10 protein-coding genes are annotated in these 16,601 nt (G+C 68.9%); 1 reads left to right on the top strand and 9 read right to left on the bottom strand.

All coding sequences use genetic code 11. The features are described 5' to 3' along the window. Nucleotides 1-17: 17 nt before the first annotated feature. Both O7616_RS14445 and O7616_RS14440 read right to left on the bottom strand, forming a co-directional pair. Entirely contained in the window at nucleotides 18-1,001 is a 984-nt protein-coding gene (locus O7616_RS14445; protein WP_282307254.1) for a hypothetical protein, read from the bottom strand. After that, nucleotides 998-2,281 carry an MFS transporter gene (locus O7616_RS14440; RefSeq protein ID WP_282307253.1) on the bottom strand — a complete coding sequence of 428 codons (1,284 nt, stop codon included), beginning with the start codon at nucleotides 2,279-2,281 and terminating at the stop codon, nucleotides 998-1,000. Before O7616_RS14440 ends, O7616_RS14445 begins: the two co-directional genes overlap by 4 nt. Before the next feature lie 221 nt (nucleotides 2,282-2,502). Between O7616_RS14440 and O7616_RS14435 the strand changes: the two genes are divergently transcribed. Continuing rightward, nucleotides 2,503-3,879, top strand: a complete 1,377-nt coding sequence (locus tag O7616_RS14435; protein ID WP_282307252.1) for a DNRLRE domain-containing protein — start codon at nucleotides 2,503-2,505, stop codon at nucleotides 3,877-3,879. 907 nt (nucleotides 3,880-4,786) lie between these two features. Here O7616_RS14435 and mmsB read toward each other — a convergent pair. From mmsB to araA, 7 genes are all read right to left on the bottom strand, one after another. Next, nucleotides 4,787-6,037 carry a multiple monosaccharide ABC transporter permease gene (gene mmsB / locus O7616_RS14430; RefSeq protein WP_282261345.1) on the bottom strand — a complete coding sequence of 417 codons (1,251 nt, stop codon included), beginning with the start codon at nucleotides 6,035-6,037 and terminating at the stop codon, nucleotides 4,787-4,789. Then, nucleotides 6,034-7,572, bottom strand: coding sequence for a multiple monosaccharide ABC transporter ATP-binding protein (gene mmsA, locus O7616_RS14425; protein ID WP_282307251.1), 1,539 nt, complete (start codon nucleotides 7,570-7,572; stop codon nucleotides 6,034-6,036). Before mmsA ends, mmsB begins: the two co-directional genes overlap by 4 nt. An 80-nt stretch (nucleotides 7,573-7,652) precedes the next feature. After that, nucleotides 7,653-8,795: a multiple monosaccharide ABC transporter substrate-binding protein gene (chvE, locus tag O7616_RS14420; RefSeq protein ID WP_282261349.1), complete on the bottom strand. Its 1,143-nt coding sequence runs from the start codon at nucleotides 8,793-8,795 to the stop codon at nucleotides 7,653-7,655. Nucleotides 8,796-9,070: 275 nt separating this feature from the next. Then, nucleotides 9,071-10,726, bottom strand: coding sequence for an alpha-galactosidase (locus O7616_RS14415; RefSeq protein ID WP_282307250.1), 1,656 nt, complete (start codon nucleotides 10,724-10,726; stop codon nucleotides 9,071-9,073). A 249-nt stretch (nucleotides 10,727-10,975) separates the two neighbouring features. Then, nucleotides 10,976-11,962 carry a LacI family DNA-binding transcriptional regulator gene (locus O7616_RS14410; RefSeq protein ID WP_282261352.1) on the bottom strand — a complete coding sequence of 329 codons (987 nt, stop codon included), beginning with the start codon at nucleotides 11,960-11,962 and terminating at the stop codon, nucleotides 10,976-10,978. 411 nt (nucleotides 11,963-12,373) lie between these two features. Further along, nucleotides 12,374-14,482, bottom strand: a complete 2,109-nt coding sequence (locus O7616_RS14405) for an RICIN domain-containing protein (RefSeq protein WP_282307249.1) — start codon at nucleotides 14,480-14,482, stop codon at nucleotides 12,374-12,376. Between the two features lie 590 nt (nucleotides 14,483-15,072). Next, nucleotides 15,073-16,575 carry an L-arabinose isomerase gene (araA, locus tag O7616_RS14400; protein WP_282307248.1) on the bottom strand — a complete coding sequence of 501 codons (1,503 nt, stop codon included), beginning with the start codon at nucleotides 16,573-16,575 and terminating at the stop codon, nucleotides 15,073-15,075. Nucleotides 16,576-16,601 lie beyond the last annotated feature (26 nt).

Here is a 16,601-nt window from a genome sequence, read left to right as displayed (position 1 = left end):
GCCCGAGGGCCGATCCGTCAGGTGAGCGGGGACGGCGACTCGGCGCCGGGGATCACCAGCTTCGGCGCGCCGGACCCGTCGGCCGGGACGCTCCACACGTCCGGCCGACCGTCGTCCTGCCGCAGCGTGTAGGCCAGCGTGCCGCCGTCCAGCCAGGCGGCCTGGTCGTCGACGCTCGTCGTCTCGGCTGTCGCGGTGACCCGCATGGTCGCCAGGTCGAGGACGGAGAGCCGCCAGCCCTTCGCCGGGTCGGCGTCGACGGCCTCCTTGAACGCGAGCCGGGTGCCGTCCGGCGACAGCGACGGGCACTCGACGTTCTCCTTCACCGTCTCGACGGTGCGGGCGGCGACGTCACCCCGGACGAGGTACCTCCTGCCCCCGGTCGACATGGTCGCGTAGAAGCGGTTGTCGTCGGCGGTGAAGGTGACACCCCAGTAGTTGACGTCCGGGTGGCGGTAGCGTCGACCGTCCTTCGTGATCGCGAACTCCTCCAGCGAGGCGACGGTGACCCCGCTGTGGGTGTCGAGGATCCCGGTGCGGGTGGAGAAGCCGCTGGAGGTGTAGGAGTCACCGCCGACGAAGGTCGTCCAGGAGACCATCCGTCCGGAGGCCGAGACCCGCGCCCGGTTCGGCAGACCCGGCACGCTGACCGTCCGGGTCTCCCGCAACGCGGCGTCGAGCACGACCATCCGGTACGACCACGCGGTCTCCGGTTTCAGGCAGACGCCCGTGCCGGCGGCGGCGTACACCCGGAGGCATTCCAGGCCGGAGACGGTACGCGGCCCGGTGGGGTCGGCCGCGGCGACGGTGGAGACGTGCCGGTCGGTGATCGCCAGCAGGCGCGGGCCGGGTGTCAGGGTGACCGCCTGCTCGCCGGTGGTGGGAGGCGGCTTCGGTGCGGTCTCCGCCGCCGTGGCCACGTAACCGACCGCCACACCGGCCAGCAGCACGGCCGAGGCGGTCACCACGCCGAGTTTCGCTCGGGTCGACATCGCGGTCATCGGGGCACCTTCCGGGTGGCGAGGCGGGACGGGGGCACCAGCAGGAGCAGCGTGAGGACCAGGACCCCGGCGACCGCGACGGCCGCCGCGCGGATCGCGGTCTCCGGCCCGAACGCCTGCCAGGCGAGACCGAACAGGACCGAGGAGACGAGGTACGCCAGGGCCTGCCCGGTCTGCACGAGAGCGATCCCGGTGGTCCGCAGCCGTGCCGGCAGGACCGGCCCGGCGAGCGCGATGAGCACGCCGTCGGTGGCCGCGTAGAACGCGCCGTAGAGCGTCAGCGTCAGCACGATCAGGGGCCAGCCGTCGACCGGCCCGGCCAACAGCAGGTACGTCGCACCGAGGGCGGTGTAGCCGCCGATCACCACGGGCAGCCGCCCGATCCGGTCGGCGAGCACGCCGAGCGGGGCGGCGAGCAGCAGGTACGCGAGGCTGGTGCCCACCGCGAGCAGCGGGAACCAGCGCAGGCCGAGATCCTCCCGACGCTGCAACAACAGGTAAACGAACCCGTCGCCGACGGTGGCCAACCCGAGCATCGCGGCGGCCAGCACGAGTCGACGGGCCGGTCCGCCACGGAACAGCCCGAGAGCCTCCCGGATGGAGACCTTCGGTTCATCCTTCGCCTCGCCCCGCACCTCCCCCGGTGGCCGCTCCCGGACGAACAGCACGAGCACCACCACGGCCAGGGCTGCGACGCAGAAGCTGGTGACGAACACCGCGTCGTACGACTGCCCGACGACCAGCAGGACCGCGAACGCGGCGAGCGGCCCGAGGAACGCGCCGACGCTGTCCATCGCGCGATGCACCCCGAACGCCCGGCCCAGCGCCTCGGGCGAGGTGGAGAGTGTGATCAGGGCGTCGCGGGGTGCGCTGCGGACACCCTTGCCGAGCCGGTCCACGGCGATGACGGCACCGATCGCCGGTATCGACCGGCCGGCGAGCAGCAGCCCGAGCTTCGCGACCGCGGAGAGGGTGTAGCCGAGACCCGCGACCAGCTTGCGCCGCTGGAACCGGTCGGCGACGAAGCCACCGACGACCCGCAGCAACGCGGTGGCACCGGTGTGCACGCCGTCGAGCACCCCGAACGCCACCGGGCTGAGTTGCAGGCCCAGCACCAGATAGAGGGGGAGGACGGCGGCCACCATCTCGGCCGAGACGTCGGTGATCAGACTGACCGTGCCGAGCGCTACGACGTTGCCGCTGACCATGGCCAGTCGTCGACGCCGAGGCCCCGATTCCGGTGGGTCGGCGACCGGCCGGGAGACGGTCGACAGGTACACGAGCATCTCCTCGGGTCGGTAGCTGACGGTCAGCCATCGTGGCGACCGGACGCAGGAGCGGCAAGGGTCCGACGGGAGCCGGCAGGCGTGCGGCGGGTGAACATCCGACAAACATCGAGATGTTTCACTGGCTGAGCGTACTGTTCATTCGACTGTGGCCCTTCGGACCGTCGACTCTCCTACATTCCTTGCGCTCTTCCCACGATGCGAAGGAGTCCTGGATGGACATTCGATTCCCCCGTCCGCCGGTGACGCTGGGGGTGGTCACGGTGGTCCTCGCCGCGACCGCCGCCGTCGTCGTGACCGCTGCCGGCTCGGCGTCGGCGGCGAGCGTGACGTTCACGCCGGTCGCCGACACCTACGTCCAGAGCGACACGGCCTCCACCAACTACGGCACGTCGACGCAGATCGTCGTCGACAACTCGCCGGTGCGACACTCGTTCCTGCGCTTCACGGTGAGCGGCGTCAGCGGCACGGTGACCAGCGCGAAGCTGCGGCTGCGCACGATCAGCGGCAACAGCGGCAGCGACGCCGGTGGCACGTTCCGCCGGATGTCCAACACGACCTGGTCGGAGACCGGCACCACCTGGAACAACCAACCGGCCATCGACGGCGCCACACTCGGCACGATCGGCGCGGTCAGCGGCAACACCTGGTACGAGGTCGACGTCACGGCTGCGGTGACCGGCAACGGGACGTACAGCTTCGGCGCGACCTCCGCCAGCGGTGACGGCGCGTACTACGACACCCGCGAGAGCGGCGCGGACGCCCCGCAACTGGTGGTCACCACCGGGACCACCACGCCTCCGTCCGGTGACCCGGTGTTCGTCGGCGCGGGCGACATCGCCGACTCCGGCTCCGGCGACAGCGCCACCGCCGCGCTGCTCGACACCATCCCCGGCACGGTCTTCACCACCGGCGACAACGTCTACGACAGCGGCACCGCGTCGCAGTTCAACAGCTACTACGAGCCCACCTGGGGGCGGCACAAGAGCCGCACCCGGCCGTCGCCGGGCAACCACGACTACAACACGTCCGGCGCGACCGGCTACTACAACTACTTCGGTACGTCCGCCGGCCCGAGTGGCCGTGGCTACTACTCCTTCGACCTCGGCAACTGGCACATCGTGTCGCTGAACTCGAACATCAGCATGTCCGCCGGATCGACCCAGGAGCAGTGGCTGCGCGCCGACCTGGCCGCCACCAGCAAGCCGTGCACGCTGGCGTACTGGCACCACCCGCTGTTCACGTCCAGCTCCAACCACGCGCCGTCGACGTCCACGCGCCCGCTGTACCAGGCGCTCTACGACTACAACGCCGACGTCGTGGTGTGGGGGCACAACCACGTGTACGAGCGGTTCGCACCGATGAACCCCTCCGGTGGCGCCGACAGCAGTCGGGGTCTGCGCAGCTTCGTCGCCGGCATGGGTGGCGCGAGCCACTACGGCTTCGGCACCATCCAACCCAACAGTGAAGCCCGCAACAGTTCGGCGTGGGGCGTCCTGAAGTTCACCCTGCACTCCGGCAGCTACGACTGGCAGTTCGTGCCGGTGGCCGGGCAGACCTACAGCGACAGCGGCACCGGCAACTGCCACTGACCGCGTGATCCCGCTGCGCCGATCGCGGCGCAGCGGGATCCCCACCACCTCGGACCCCACCACCTCGGACCCGCGACCTCGCGCCCCCACCACCTCGGACCCCGAACCTCCCGCCCCACGACCTCGCGCCCCACGACCTTGGGGCCCGCGACCTTGGGGCCCGCGACCTCGCGCCCCGCGACCTCGCGCCCCACGACCTTGGGGCCCGCGCGTCGGAACCCCGCCGAGTGCCGGACCCCGCCCGCCGCACCCCACACGCCCATGTCGCACGCTGCGCGTCGCCGGGCGGTTGGTGGTGGGCGGTTCGGCCTGCCCGGCTCGCTGTGGAGCTGCCCCAGACATGGGGCGGGGCGCGGTTCGTCTGGCAGCGTCGCAGGAAAGGGGCATTCCCGACACCCGATCACCGGAACCCCTCGAGCACGGTGAACCGCGCCGCCGAACGCGAGATCTTGGACAGTTTCCGTTCTGGCGGAACGGAAACTGTCCAAGATCTACGGAAAAGCCACTTGCGGTGACGCCGTCCGCTCCCCCCACGACCGTCGGTGGGCCGTCCCCGGACGACCGGATGGTGGACCGGCCTCCCAGCGCGACCGAAGGTCATCTGCCCACAGCACAGGAACTGTCACCCACAACAAAGGCACCCGGTCGCACGCCCGCCGACCGCGACACCGCGGATGCCAGGTCGAGCCCCGCGCGAGCTAGCGGCCCGCTTCCGGGGCAGCTCTACCGCACCGTGCCAGGACACCCGCGCCCGGCGGGCCGGTCGCGGGCCGTAGGGGTGAGCGCCCGCGGTCGAGACGGAGCCGAACGACCGCCTCGGCACCACTCAGCAAACAGCATCCTGCCGAAACGACGTGCGCCCCCACCCGCAGGACGGGCAGGGGCACACGTGCGTACGGTCCAGGCGTCAGCGGGCCGTTCCGGCCCGACGCTTGTTGTAGACGTCGAAGGCGACCGCGACGAGCAGGACGAGGCCCTTCACCACCGACTGGGTCGACTGGTCGATGCCCATCAGCTGCATGCCGTTGCTCATCACCGCCATGATCAGACCACCGACCATCGCGCCCACCACGGTGCCGACACCACCGGTGACCGCCGCGCCGCCGATGAAGGCCGCGGCGATCGCGTCCAGCTCGAACATGTTGCCGGCGGCGGGTTGGGCGCCGTTGGACCGCGAGGAGTAGATGACGCCCGCCACCGCGGCCAGGAAGCCCATGTTGACGAACATCCAGAAGTTGACGGTCCGGACCTTCACCCCGGACAGCGCCGCCGCCGACAGGTTGCCACCGATCGCGTAGACCTGGCGACCGAAGACGGTACGCCGGGTGACCAGGCCGTAGACCAGCACGAGGACCGCGAGGATGATCAGCACGATCGGCAGACCGCGGGCGTGCGCCAGCTGCCAGGCGAAGTACATGATGACCGCGCCGACCAGCACGACCCGGGCGACGAACAGCGGGAACGACTCGACGTGCTGCTGGTAGCGGATGCGTGCCACGCGGGTGCGGAAGCCACTCACCGCGTAGCCGGCCACGGCGACGGCGCCGATCAGCAACGTGAAGGCGTCGAAGCCGTTCCCGCCGAGCAGCCCGTTGAGGAAGCCCGCCGCGACCTTCTGGTACTCGGCCGGGAAAGGCGACAGCGAGATGTTGTCGAGCACCCGCAGGGTGAGGCCCCGGAAGAGCAGCATGCCCGCCAGGGTCACGATGAAGGCCGGAATGCCGGCGTACGCCACCCAGAAGCCGTGCCAGGCACCGACGGCGATGCCGACGGCCAGTGCCGCCAGAACGCCGATCCACCAGGGATGCCCCTGCTGGATCACCAGGACGGCGGACACCGCTCCGGTCAGCGCGACCACCGATCCGACCGACAGGTCGATGTGACCGCCGATGATCAGGATGACCATCCCGATGGCGAGCACCAGGATGTACGAGTACTGGAGGACGATGTTGGTGATGTTTCCGGGGCTCAGCAGCACCCCGTCGGTCAGGAGCGCGAAGAGCGCGACGATGACGACCAGGGCGACGTAGATCCCGCTCTGCCGCAGGTTGTTCAACACCAACGCCCGCAGGTCGCTCGTCCCGCTGTGCAGGGCGGCGGCGGGCGCGCTGTCCGGGGGCGTCGGGCGCTCCGTCGAAGAGGTCTTGATGTCGGTCATCCGACGAGCTCCTTGTCCTTGGTCATCAGCTCCATGAGGCTCTCCTGAGTAGCCTCGGCCACCGGCATCTCACCGGTGATCCGGCCGGCGGCGAGGGTGTAGATGCGGTCGCACATCCCGAGCAGCTCCGGCAGCTCGGAGGAGATGACGATCACTGCCTTGCCGGCGGCCACCAGCCGGTTGATGATGGTGTAAATCTCGTACTTGGCCCCGACGTCGATCCCACGGGTGGGTTCGTCCAGGATCAGCACGTCCGGGTCGGTGAACAGCCACTTCGACAGCACGACCTTCTGCTGGTTGCCGCCGGAGAGCTTGCCGACCACCGCCATCACGCTCGGCGTCCGGATGTTCATCTCCTGGCGGCTCGTCTCGGCAACCTTGATCTCCTCGTTGCCGTTGACCCAGCCCAGCCGGGACAGGCGGTCCAACGCGGCGGCGGACACGTTGCGCCGCACGTCGTCGATGAGGTTGAGACCGTAGTGCTTGCGGTCCTCGGTGACGTACGCGATCCCGTTGTCGATCGCCTCGGCGACGGTACGCGCCTGCACCTCTTTCCCGCGCACGAACAGCCGGCCGCTGATGTCGCGCCCGTACGAACGACCGAACACGCTCATCGCCAGCTCGGTGCGCCCGGCGCCCATCAGGCCGGCGATGCCGACCACCTCACCGGCGCGCACGGACAGGTTGACGCCCTCGACGATCATCCGGTCCTGGACCGGGTGCCGCGCCGTCCAGTCCTCGATGCGGAGGACCTCCTCGCCGGGGGACGACTCCCGGTCGGGGTAGAAGCTGTCCAGGTCACGGCCGACCATGCCGCGGATGATCCGCTGCTGGTTCACGTCGTCGGACGTCATGTCGAGGGTCTCGACCGTGCGCCCGTCGCGGATGACCGTCGTCGAGTCGGCGATGGCCATGATCTCGTTGAGCTTGTGCGAGATCATGATGCAGGTGATGCCCTGGTCCCGCAGTGCCCGCAGCAGGTCGAGCAGGTGAGCGGAGTCGATGTCGTTGAGCGCGGCGGTGGGCTCGTCGAGGATGAGCAGCTTCACCTTCTTCGACAGGGCCTTGGCGATCTCCACCAGCTGCTGCTTGCCGACGCCGAGCTGGATGACCGGGGTGACGGGGTTCTCGTGCAGCCCGACGGACGCCAGTAGCTTCGCCGCCTCGGCGTTGGCCAGGTTCCAGTCGATGAGCCCGGTGCGGCCGCGCCGCTCGTTGCCGAGGAAGATGTTCTCCGCGATCGACAGGTACGGCACCAGGGCGAGTTCCTGGTGGATGATGACGATGCCGTTGGCCTCGCTGTCGCGGATGCCCCGGAACTGCACCGGCTTGCCGTCGAAGAGGATCTCACCGTCGTACGAGCCGGACGGGTGGACGCCGGACAGCACCTTCATCAGGGTTGACTTGCCGGCGCCGTTCTCCCCGCAGATGGCGTGGATCTCCCCGCGACGGACGGCGAGGGTGACGTCCTCCAGCGCGGTCACGCCGGGGAAGGTCTTCGTGATGCGGCGCATCTCAAGGATGGTGTCGTCCATTGTCACTGTCCTCTGTCAGGTCGGACGTGGTACGCCACGGCGTCGGGCCCGGCGGAGACCGCCGGGCCCGACGAGTGGCTTTACTTCTTGGCCTGGCCGGCGGCGACCTCTTCCGCCGTCCAGTAGCCCGAGTCGATCAGCGTGGCCTTGATGTCGTCCTTGTAGACCGTGGCGATCGGCAGCAGGTACGCCGGGACGACCTTGACCCCGTTGTTGTACGTCTGGGTGTCGTTGGCCTGCGGCTGCTTCTTCTGCAGGAACGCCTCGGACGCGTTGACGGCCTGCTCGGCCAGCAGTCGGGTGTCCTTGAAGACCGTGGAGTTCTGCACGCCGTCGTTGATCAGCTTGATCGAGGCGATCTCCGCGTCCTGACCGGTGACCACCGGGAGCTTCTTCGCGCCGCTGCCGTAGCCGGCGTTCTGCAGCGCGGTGATGATGCCCCGGGAGATGCCGTCGTACGGGGACAGCACGCCGTCGACCTTCGAGCCGTCGTTGTAGCTGGAGGTGAGCAGGTTCTCCATCCGCTTCTGCGCGGTCTCCTGCTGCCAGCGCAGGGTGGCGATCTGCTCGGGGGTGGTCTGCTTGGACTTGACGACGAGCGTGCCGTCCTCGATGAACGGCTTCAGCGTGTCCATCGCGCCGCCGTAGAAGTACTGGGTGTTGTTGTCGTCCAGCGACCCGGCGAAGAGCTCGACGTTCAGCGGGCCCTTGGCGGTGCCCTTCGAGCCGTCCTTGTTCAGCAGGCCGAGACCGACGAGCAGCGCGGTGCCCTGGGCGACGCCGACCTTGTAGTTGTCGAAGCTGACGTAGAAGTCGACGTCCTTGCTGCCACGGATCAGCCGGTCGTAGGAGATGACCGGAATCTTCGCGGCCGCGGCGGCCTGCAGCTGGCTGTTGAGCGCCGTGCCGTCGATCGCCGCGATCACCAGTACGTCCGCACCCTGGGTGATCATCTGGTCGACCTGCTGGGACTGCGTCGGGATGTCGTCGCCGGCGTACTGGAGGTCGACCTTGTAGCCCTTCGCCTCGAGCTTGGACTTCACCGCGTTGCCGTCGGCGATCCACCGCTCCGAGGTCTGGGTCGGCATCGACACACCGATGGTCAGGTCGCTGGGCTTCTCGCCGCTCTTGTCGCCGTCGCTGCCCGCTCCCTCGCCACTGCACGCCGCAAGGCTCAGCGCCAGCGCCGCGCTGCCGAGAGCTACCAGGAATCTCCTGCGCACGGGGTTCTCCTCTCTGGACTCCCCCGCCGACTGCCGGGGCCAACTGTCATCTTTCGGGTAGTGTTAGCGCTCACATAGGTTGCGTCAACACCTACTCCGAAATACCGGTGTCACGGTCTCGTAACGGAGCATCCAGGCGAGCGTAGCCATGCAGTCAATCGCCCGAGAGTGAGCGCACGGCGACTCTCCGGGGTCAGTCCGACGCCGTGACACGCCGATGCCCGCGGACGACCGTAGTCGTCCGCGGGCACCAAGAGAAGCGCCGGTTCAGGTGGCTACCGCTGCGACCACCGTTGGTTGGCCGCCGCGGTGCAGTTCCAGAGGATCACCGTGGTGCCGTTGGCCGTGCCGTTGTTGTTGACGTCCAGGCAGAGCCCGGACTGTACGCCGCTGATCGTCCCGTTGGCGTTGATGTTCCACTGCTGGTTGGTTCCGCCGTTGCAGTCCCAGATCTGCACCTTGGAGCCGGCCGCCGCGTTCGTCGGCGCGTCCAGGCACTTGCCCAGGGCCTGCAGGGTCTGACCGTTGCGCGTCCAGCGCTGGTTGGCCTGGCCGTTGCAGTCCCAGATGACCGGCTGCGTGCCGTTGGTGGTGTTGCTGTTCGGCACGTCCAGGCAGCGGTTGGAGGCCGCGCTGGCGTACGCGCTCGACGTGGTCGGCGGCGGGGTCGTCGGCGGAGTCGTGCCGCCACCGCTGACCCGGTACACGACGGTGCCGTGCGCCGGGACGCTGGCGCTGATCGTTCCGCTGCTGGAACTGGTGGCATTCGTCCACGCGTCCACCAGCGTGAACGACGAGCCGGACTTGCCGATGGCGGAGGCCGTGGTTGAGATCGTCGTGGTCGAGGAGCCCTGGTTGAACAGGGCGACGGCGACGTCACCGTTGGCGAGCCGCTTGGCCAGCACCCGACGCGTGCCGTCGAACGACACCTGCGTCCCCTGCAACCCGAGGGAGTCCTGGTTGATCGCGATCAGGTTGGCGTTCTTGAGGATGGTCTGCGTCGCGGCGTTCATGTTCCGGACGTCGTTGCCGGCGATCAGTGGCGACGCCATGATCGCCCACATCGCGAAGTGGCTGCGCATCTCCGTGTCGTTCATGCCGCCGCGACCGACCTCCATCATGTCCGGGTCGTTGAATCCACCCGGGCGCGCGTAGGAGGCCAGCGGAACCGTCACGTTGATGATGTTCTGGATGCCCATCGGGTAGCCGTTGGTCTGGCCGGTGTCCCACGCGTTGGTGATGTCCTCGGTGGTCCGCCACATGTTGGCGACGTCCCCCCAGTTGCGCTGCGGGCCGGTCTTGGCGTGGATGCTGTTCGGGTTGATGCTGTAGACGATCGGCCGGCCGGTGGCGGCCAGCGCGTCGCGCATCTTGGCGAAGGTGGCGACCTGGTCGTTGATGCTGCCCTCCGGCGAGCACCAGTCGTACTTGAGGAAGTCGACACCCCAGGCGGCGAACTGGCGTGCGTCCTGCACCTCGTGGCCGCGGCTACCGGTGGCGCCGGGGTAGGCGCCGAAGTACTGCGCGCAGGTCTTGTCGACGGGCACCTGGTAGAGACCGAACTTCAGACCCCGGGCGTGCAGGTAGTCGCCGAGCGCCTTCATTCCGCTGGGGAACCGGGTCGGGTCGCCCTGGATGTTGCCGGAGGAGTCCCGGTTCGGGTTGAACCAGCAGTCGTCGACCACGACGTACTCGTAGCCCAGGTCGCGCATCCCGCTGCTGACGATCGCGTCCGCCGTGGTCCGGATCAGCGCCTCGTTGATGTTGCAGCCGAACGAGTTCCACGAGTTCCACCCCATCGGGGGGGTACGCGCCACGCCGTTGTCGAGCGCCTGCGCCGCGGGGGCGCGGAGGCCGACCAGGGTGCCGGCGAGTAGTAGGCCGGCTGCCAGCACGCTCCCCCAGCGACGACCTCGAGTGATGCGGTTCATCGAGCCTCCTTGTCGGTGGCGCCCGCCCTGACTACGATCTCCGGTCGATGGGCCGATAGCTGGACGCCAATTCTTTGTTAGCGTTAACAGAGACGTCCATCATGTTACGGTCCCATTTCACGAGGTTCAATACCTTGCGCGTACCGCATTGCTTCTCGTCGATTGGTGAGATCGCGCAGCGATTGAGCCGGGTCTTAGCGACCGGGGCGACGCGGTGGCCCGGACGTCAGCGACGCGGTGGCCCGGACGTCAGCGACGCGGTGGGGCGACGCTCTCGCGGGCGACCAGGGTCGGGGCGACCGTCTGCCGCAGCGCGCCACCGGTGCCCGACTCGATCTGGGTCAGCAACATCTGCAGGCTCGCCCGCGCGACCGCGTCGAAGTCCGGACGGACGGTCGTCAGCGGCGGGATGAAGTACGCCGCCTCCGGCACGTCGTCGAAGCCGACGACGCTGATGTCGTCGGGCACCCGTCGGCCGTACTCGTGCAACGCCCGCAGCACTCCGAGCGCGAGGTGGTCGTTGGCGGTGAAGACCGCGGTGACCTCCGGCATCCGCGCCAGCATCTGCCCGCACCGGTAACCGGAGGACGCGGACCAGTCCCCCGGCATCAGCGGCGGTGGCACCAGGCCGGCGGCCAGCAACGCCTCCCGCCAGCCGTCGATCCGACCGACGCTGTCGAACCAGTCGGACGGCCCCGAGACGTGCCAGACGGTGCGGTGCCCCGCGTCGAGCAGATGCTGGGTCGCCGCCCGGGCGCCCGCCACCTGGTCGACGGTCACCAACGGCACCGGTCGGTTCGGGTCACCGTCGACGGTGACCAGCGGTACGTCCTTCGGTAGGCGCTCCAGCGCCTCACCGGCCGACTCGACCGGCGCGATGACCACGATGCCGGCGACCCGGTGCGACAGATGCCGTTCGACGGCCGCCGAGATGGACCGGTGGTCGAGGTTGCGGACGCTGCCGACGCTGACCGCGAAACCCTCCTCGGCGGCGGTCTGCTCCAACGCGGCGAGCAGGGACGCCGGACCGTAGAGCGTCGTGTTCTGCGCGACCACGCCGATGACCTGGGACCGACCGGTCACCAGCGCGCGTGCCGCGCCGTTCGGGCGGTAGCCGAGCTCGGCGATCGCCGCCCGCACCCGCAACCGGGTCTGCTCACGAACGTTGGGGTGCCCGTTGAGCACTCGCGACACCGTTTGATGGGAGACACCGGCGAGACGAGCAACATCCGTCATCGCGGGACCGTGGACGGCCATTTCGCTCCCCCCGCTACATCTCCGGCCCGCAGCCCGTCGACGTCGACTGGAGCGGCCCGGCCCGATCCCCCTCGCTCAGCCACCACGCCGGTGCTGAATCCCAGGTGACCAGCGCTGGATCGCCGACAGTCTACGCCAGCCACCGCCCCGAACACGGCATGCCCGTCGGTGGACTGCGCGACGCACCAGTGCCGCATAACCCAACCCCCGCCTGAGGTACGCGGTGAACAGCCGTTCTCCGTCGATGCGCGATGGCACGCCGGCCTGCCCTACGCCCTTGGACAGAGCGTGGAGCAGGCCGGCGAGGACCAGCCGTGGCGTCGACTCGACGTGCCGGCGGGCACGTGTCTGCCAGCGCCGCTGGTCAGACCATTCGTTGTGTGACTGGTGTCACGGTGTGGTCAGGTCAAACCGGCGTACGGTGACCGCGCCGCCGAGCGCCTGGGTCGCGTGGTTGAAGACGGCGAACCGGTAGCCCATGAAGAACTGCCAGTTGTTGGCCAGCGTCAGGGCGTTGCCGAACGAGGTGAAGTTGACCCCGTCCGTGCTGTACGAGAAACGGGCCTGCCGGCCGGACCCGGGTCTGATGTCGGCGTTGGCCCGCAACCAGATCCGGCCACCCGAGACACCGGTGCTCGCGACCTCGCTGCCGGTGCTGGTGGTGTTCCAACTGCCGTCCATCGTCAGGCCGTTCTGCATGACCAGTCGGGTGGACCCGTTGTCCCGCTTGATGCCGATCCAGGCCGACGAGTTGCGCAGCACCGCCAGGCCGGTGCGGTCACCGTCGCGCATCGTGGAGTAGTCCAATTCGATGGTGGCGGTCGAGGTGGGCCCCTGGATCCGGTGGGTCAGCGTGTTGCGCGCCTTGTACAGGTCGCCGGTGACGGTGGCGGTCTGCAGGTTCAGGCCGTTGTTGACCGACCACTTGCTGTTGTCCGGGTTGTGGTTCCACTCCCACTGCGGGCCGAGGGTGGTGCCGGCGAACGTGTCGGTGCCGGTCAGCGGCTTGACCGCACGCGGCGGCGCGGGCAGGTTCGGCTTCGGGTACGTGTCGCCCCACCTGCCGTTGACCGTCTGCAACACCGGCCAACCGTCGCCGGTCCAGGTGATCGGTGCCAGGGCCGGCATCCGACCACCGGGGTACGCGTCGACGAAGGACATGTAGTACCAGTCGCCGTTCTGGGTCTGCACCAGGCCGCCCTGGTGCGGCACACCACCGCCGGAGATCGGGCCGGGCAGATCCAGCAGGACCTGACGCTGCTCGTACGGGCCGAACGGGCCGTTCGTCGACTTGAGCACGTACTGGCCGTTGGCCGGTCGGGTGAGCCAGATGTAGTAGGCGCCGTTGCGCTTGTAGAACCGGGCACCTTCCAGCGTGCCGATGCTCGACGGCGTCTGGTACACCTGCTGGGCCCGGACCTGGGACTTCCCGTCGGCGGAGAGCTGGGCGACGCTGATGGTGCCGTTGCCGTACGCGATGTACGGGGTGTCGTTGTCGTCGAACAGCAGGCCGGCGTCGTAGTAGCAGTTCGGGATGGTGGCGTGCTTGCTCCAGGTGCTGTCGACGGCGGACGCGGTGTAGATGTGCGTCTGCGCGAAGTCGATGCACCCGGCCCAGTAGTATTGCCGGTTGCTCGGCCGGTAGTTCAGCGTCGATGCCCAGATCCCGTCGACGTACGCGTTACTACCACCGCTCATGTCGTACTTCGAGCCGAAGTCGAGCCGGGGCACGGCGTGACCGGCGAACTCCCAGTTCACCAGGTCGTACGAGCGCAGGACCGGCGCGCCCGGCGAGTAGTGCATGGTGGACGACGTCAGGTAGTAGACGTTGTCCACCCGGATGATGTCGACGTCGGCGAAGTCCTGCCAGATGGCCGGGTTCGAGAACGTGCCGTTCGACGGGGGCGGCGTGGTGGGGTCGGTGCCGCCGTCCATGCGGACGAGCTGCCACTGCTGGTTGGCGCCGTTCCAGTCGTCGTACTGCACGATGTTCCCACCGTCGGCGGTCGAGGCGCCCTGCACCTCCATGACCTTGTTGCTGTTCCGGTTGATCAACCGCACGTAGCCGCTGTCCGAATCGGCCAACCGGAACTGCTGGTTGGTGCCGTTGTTGTCGGACCACTGCACGACCGCCGCACCGTTGGCCGTCGAACGCTGATAGACGTCGAGCACCTTGCCCGACAGCCGCGACTTCAACCGGTAGTAACCACCACCGGAGTCCACGAACTGCCACTGCTGCTGATTACCGTTGTTCCGGGCCCACTGCGTGATCCGGGCACCGTCGTTCGTGGCCAGGTTGTAGACGTCCAGGGCCTTGCCGCTGTTGCGGTTGACCAACACGTACCACGCGTTGGTGTCGACTGTCGCCGCCGAAGCCGGCGACGGGGCGACGGCCGCGAGGGCCCCACCGAGCACCACCGCCACCACGGCCGCGCCGAGTAGTGACAGTCTCCCGCGCCGGCGCGGTGCTCCCCGGGGAACCCGTCCGATGGAAATCATGATCCTCCTTCGCTGGCCTGAGGTGCCGGACCGTCTCAGCCGGCATCCGCATCGCTGGTCGGCGCGCTGGCCGAACCATCGATGTGATCGCTAACAGCACCCCACGCCAGGTCCCGGAGATCGGTCGACCTCGACGGAGAGGCGCGGATCAGAGCCGGCGTGGCGCAGGAATCGAGTTACGTTGATGCTTACTGTTATCGATAACAAGACCGTAGTCAAGACGAAACATGAGTCGGCGGTCCGAGCGGACGGCGTCGACGCCGGAGGGCGCGACGGGAGGGCACGACGCGTGCGTACGTGCGCGCGGCGCGGCCAGCGGATGCGCGATCGGTGGCAGCTCAACGGTGCGGTGCTCGGCGTGTCTGCCACCGACCGCCAGTTCAGGACGGGGCCACGCGGCCGGCCCATCGGTGCCGGCCTACGCCCCGCTGATCAAAGGCAGGACAACATGATCCACTCGTTTTCCTTGAAGTCGGGCCTTCCGCACCTGTCGGATACCGCGCTTTCAAGGAGACCGAGTGGATCATCACCTACGCCGTGATCGGCTCGGACCCGTCGGGCCCGAGCCGATCACGCCCGGCGGCGGGGCCTCAGAAGCCGCGGGCCAGCCGGTAGTAGGCCTGGTTCCAGCGCAGCTCGTCGGCGAAGCGGCGGGTCTGGGTCTCGGCGTCGATGACGACCAGCTCGGTACGGCTCATCTCGGCCAGGTCGTGCAACTCCTCCACACCCACCGCCTGGGACAGCACCGTGTGGTGCGGCGCACCCGCGGTGATCCACGCCTCGGCCGAAACGGGCAGGTCCGGTCGCGGGCGCCAGACGGCGCGGGCCACCGGCAGGCTGCGCAGCGGCTGCGGCGGGGTGACCACGTCGATCTCGTTGGCGACGAGCCGGAACCGCTCCCCCATGTCGGCCAGGCCGAGCACGACCGCCGGGCCGGGCGCGGCGTCGAAGACCAGCCGGATTGGGTCCTCCCGACCGCCGATGCTCAGCGGGTGGATCTCCACGTTCGGCGTGTCGGAGGCGATCGTCGGGCAGACCTCCAGCATGTGCGCGCCCAGCACCAGCTCCTCGCCCGGGGTGAGGTCGTAGGTGTAGTCCTCCATGAACGACGTGCCGCCGTCCACACCCACCGACATCGCCTTGAGGGTCCGGACCAGCACCGAGGTCTTCCAGTCACCCTCGCCACCGAAGCCGTAGCCGTCGGCCATCAGTCGCTGCACGGCGATGCCGGGCAGCTGGCGCAGGCCCCCGAGGTCCTCGAAGTTCGTGGTGAAGGCCCGGAACCCGCCCTCGTCCAGGAAGGCACGCATGCCCAGCTCCAGCCGGGCCGCGTACCGCAGGGAATCGTGCCGCTCGCCCCCGGACAGCAGCTCCGGGGCGACGCGGTACGTGTCCTCGTACTCCTTGACCAGGTCGTCGACCTGCGCGTCGGCGACCTGACCGACCACCTCGACCAGGTCGTTGACGCCGTAGGTGTTGACCGACACCCCGAACCGCAGTTCCGCCTCGACCTTGTCGCCCTCGGTCACCGCGACGTCGCGCATGTTGTCGCCGAAGCGGGCCAGCCGCAGCGACCGCATCGCCGACCAGCCGAGCGCGGCACGGGCCCACGCACCGACCCGGGCACTCACCCGCGGGTCACTGACGTGCCCGGCCACCGTCTTGCGAGCCACACCGAGACGGGTCTGGATGTACCCGAACTCACGGTCGCCGTGGGCGGCCTGGTTCAGGTTCATGAAGTCCATGTCGATGTCGTTCCACGGCAGCAGGACGTTGGCCTGCGTGTGCAGGTGCAGCAGCGGCGTCTGCAACGCGTCGAGCCCGGAGATCCACATCTTCGCCGGCGAGAAGGTGTGCATCCACGCGATGACCCCGATGGCGCCCTGGGCGGCGGCGTCCCGGCAGACCTGCAGGATCTCACCGCTGTTGGTCAGGACGGGCTTCCAGACCACCCGGGCGGGAATCTGCGGCGAGTCGTCGAGCGCGGCCGCGATCTGGCGAGACTGCTCGGCGACCTGCCGGAGCGTCTCCTCGCCGTACATGCCTTGGCTGCCGGTGAGGAACCAGATCTCGGGTGCGTTGTGTGGTGCCATGGGGTTGCCTTCCGGGAGAGGAACGG

The organism is Micromonospora sp. WMMD964 (genome assembly GCF_029581455.1).
Classification (GTDB): domain Bacteria; phylum Actinomycetota; class Actinomycetes; order Mycobacteriales; family Micromonosporaceae; genus Micromonospora.
Note: the sequence above shows the minus strand (reverse complement) of the source record. Positions and strands in the feature narration are given on the sequence as shown.

What these genes read in the sequence shown, in the direction of transcription:
- araA (WP_282307248.1), bottom strand. Translation starts at nt 16,575, where the DNA reads ATGGCACCACACAACGCACCCGAGATCTGGTTCCTCACCGGCAGCCAA.
- O7616_RS14410 (WP_282261352.1), bottom strand. Translation starts at nt 11,962, where the DNA reads ATGACGGATGTTGCTCGTCTCGCCGGTGTCTCCCATCAAACGGTGTCG.
- mmsA (WP_282307251.1), bottom strand. Translation starts at nt 7,572, where the DNA reads ATGGACGACACCATCCTTGAGATGCGCCGCATCACGAAGACCTTCCCC.
- mmsB (WP_282261345.1), bottom strand. Translation starts at nt 6,037, where the DNA reads ATGACCGACATCAAGACCTCTTCGACGGAGCGCCCGACGCCCCCGGAC.
- O7616_RS14435 (WP_282307252.1), top strand. Translation starts at nt 2,503, where the DNA reads ATGGACATTCGATTCCCCCGTCCGCCGGTGACGCTGGGGGTGGTCACG.
- O7616_RS14445 (WP_282307254.1), bottom strand. Translation starts at nt 1,001, where the DNA reads ATGACCGCGATGTCGACCCGAGCGAAACTCGGCGTGGTGACCGCCTCG.
- O7616_RS14405 (WP_282307249.1), bottom strand. Translation starts at nt 14,482, where the DNA reads ATGATTTCCATCGGACGGGTTCCCCGGGGAGCACCGCGCCGGCGCGGG.
- O7616_RS14415 (WP_282307250.1), bottom strand. Translation starts at nt 10,726, where the DNA reads ATGAACCGCATCACTCGAGGTCGTCGCTGGGGGAGCGTGCTGGCAGCC.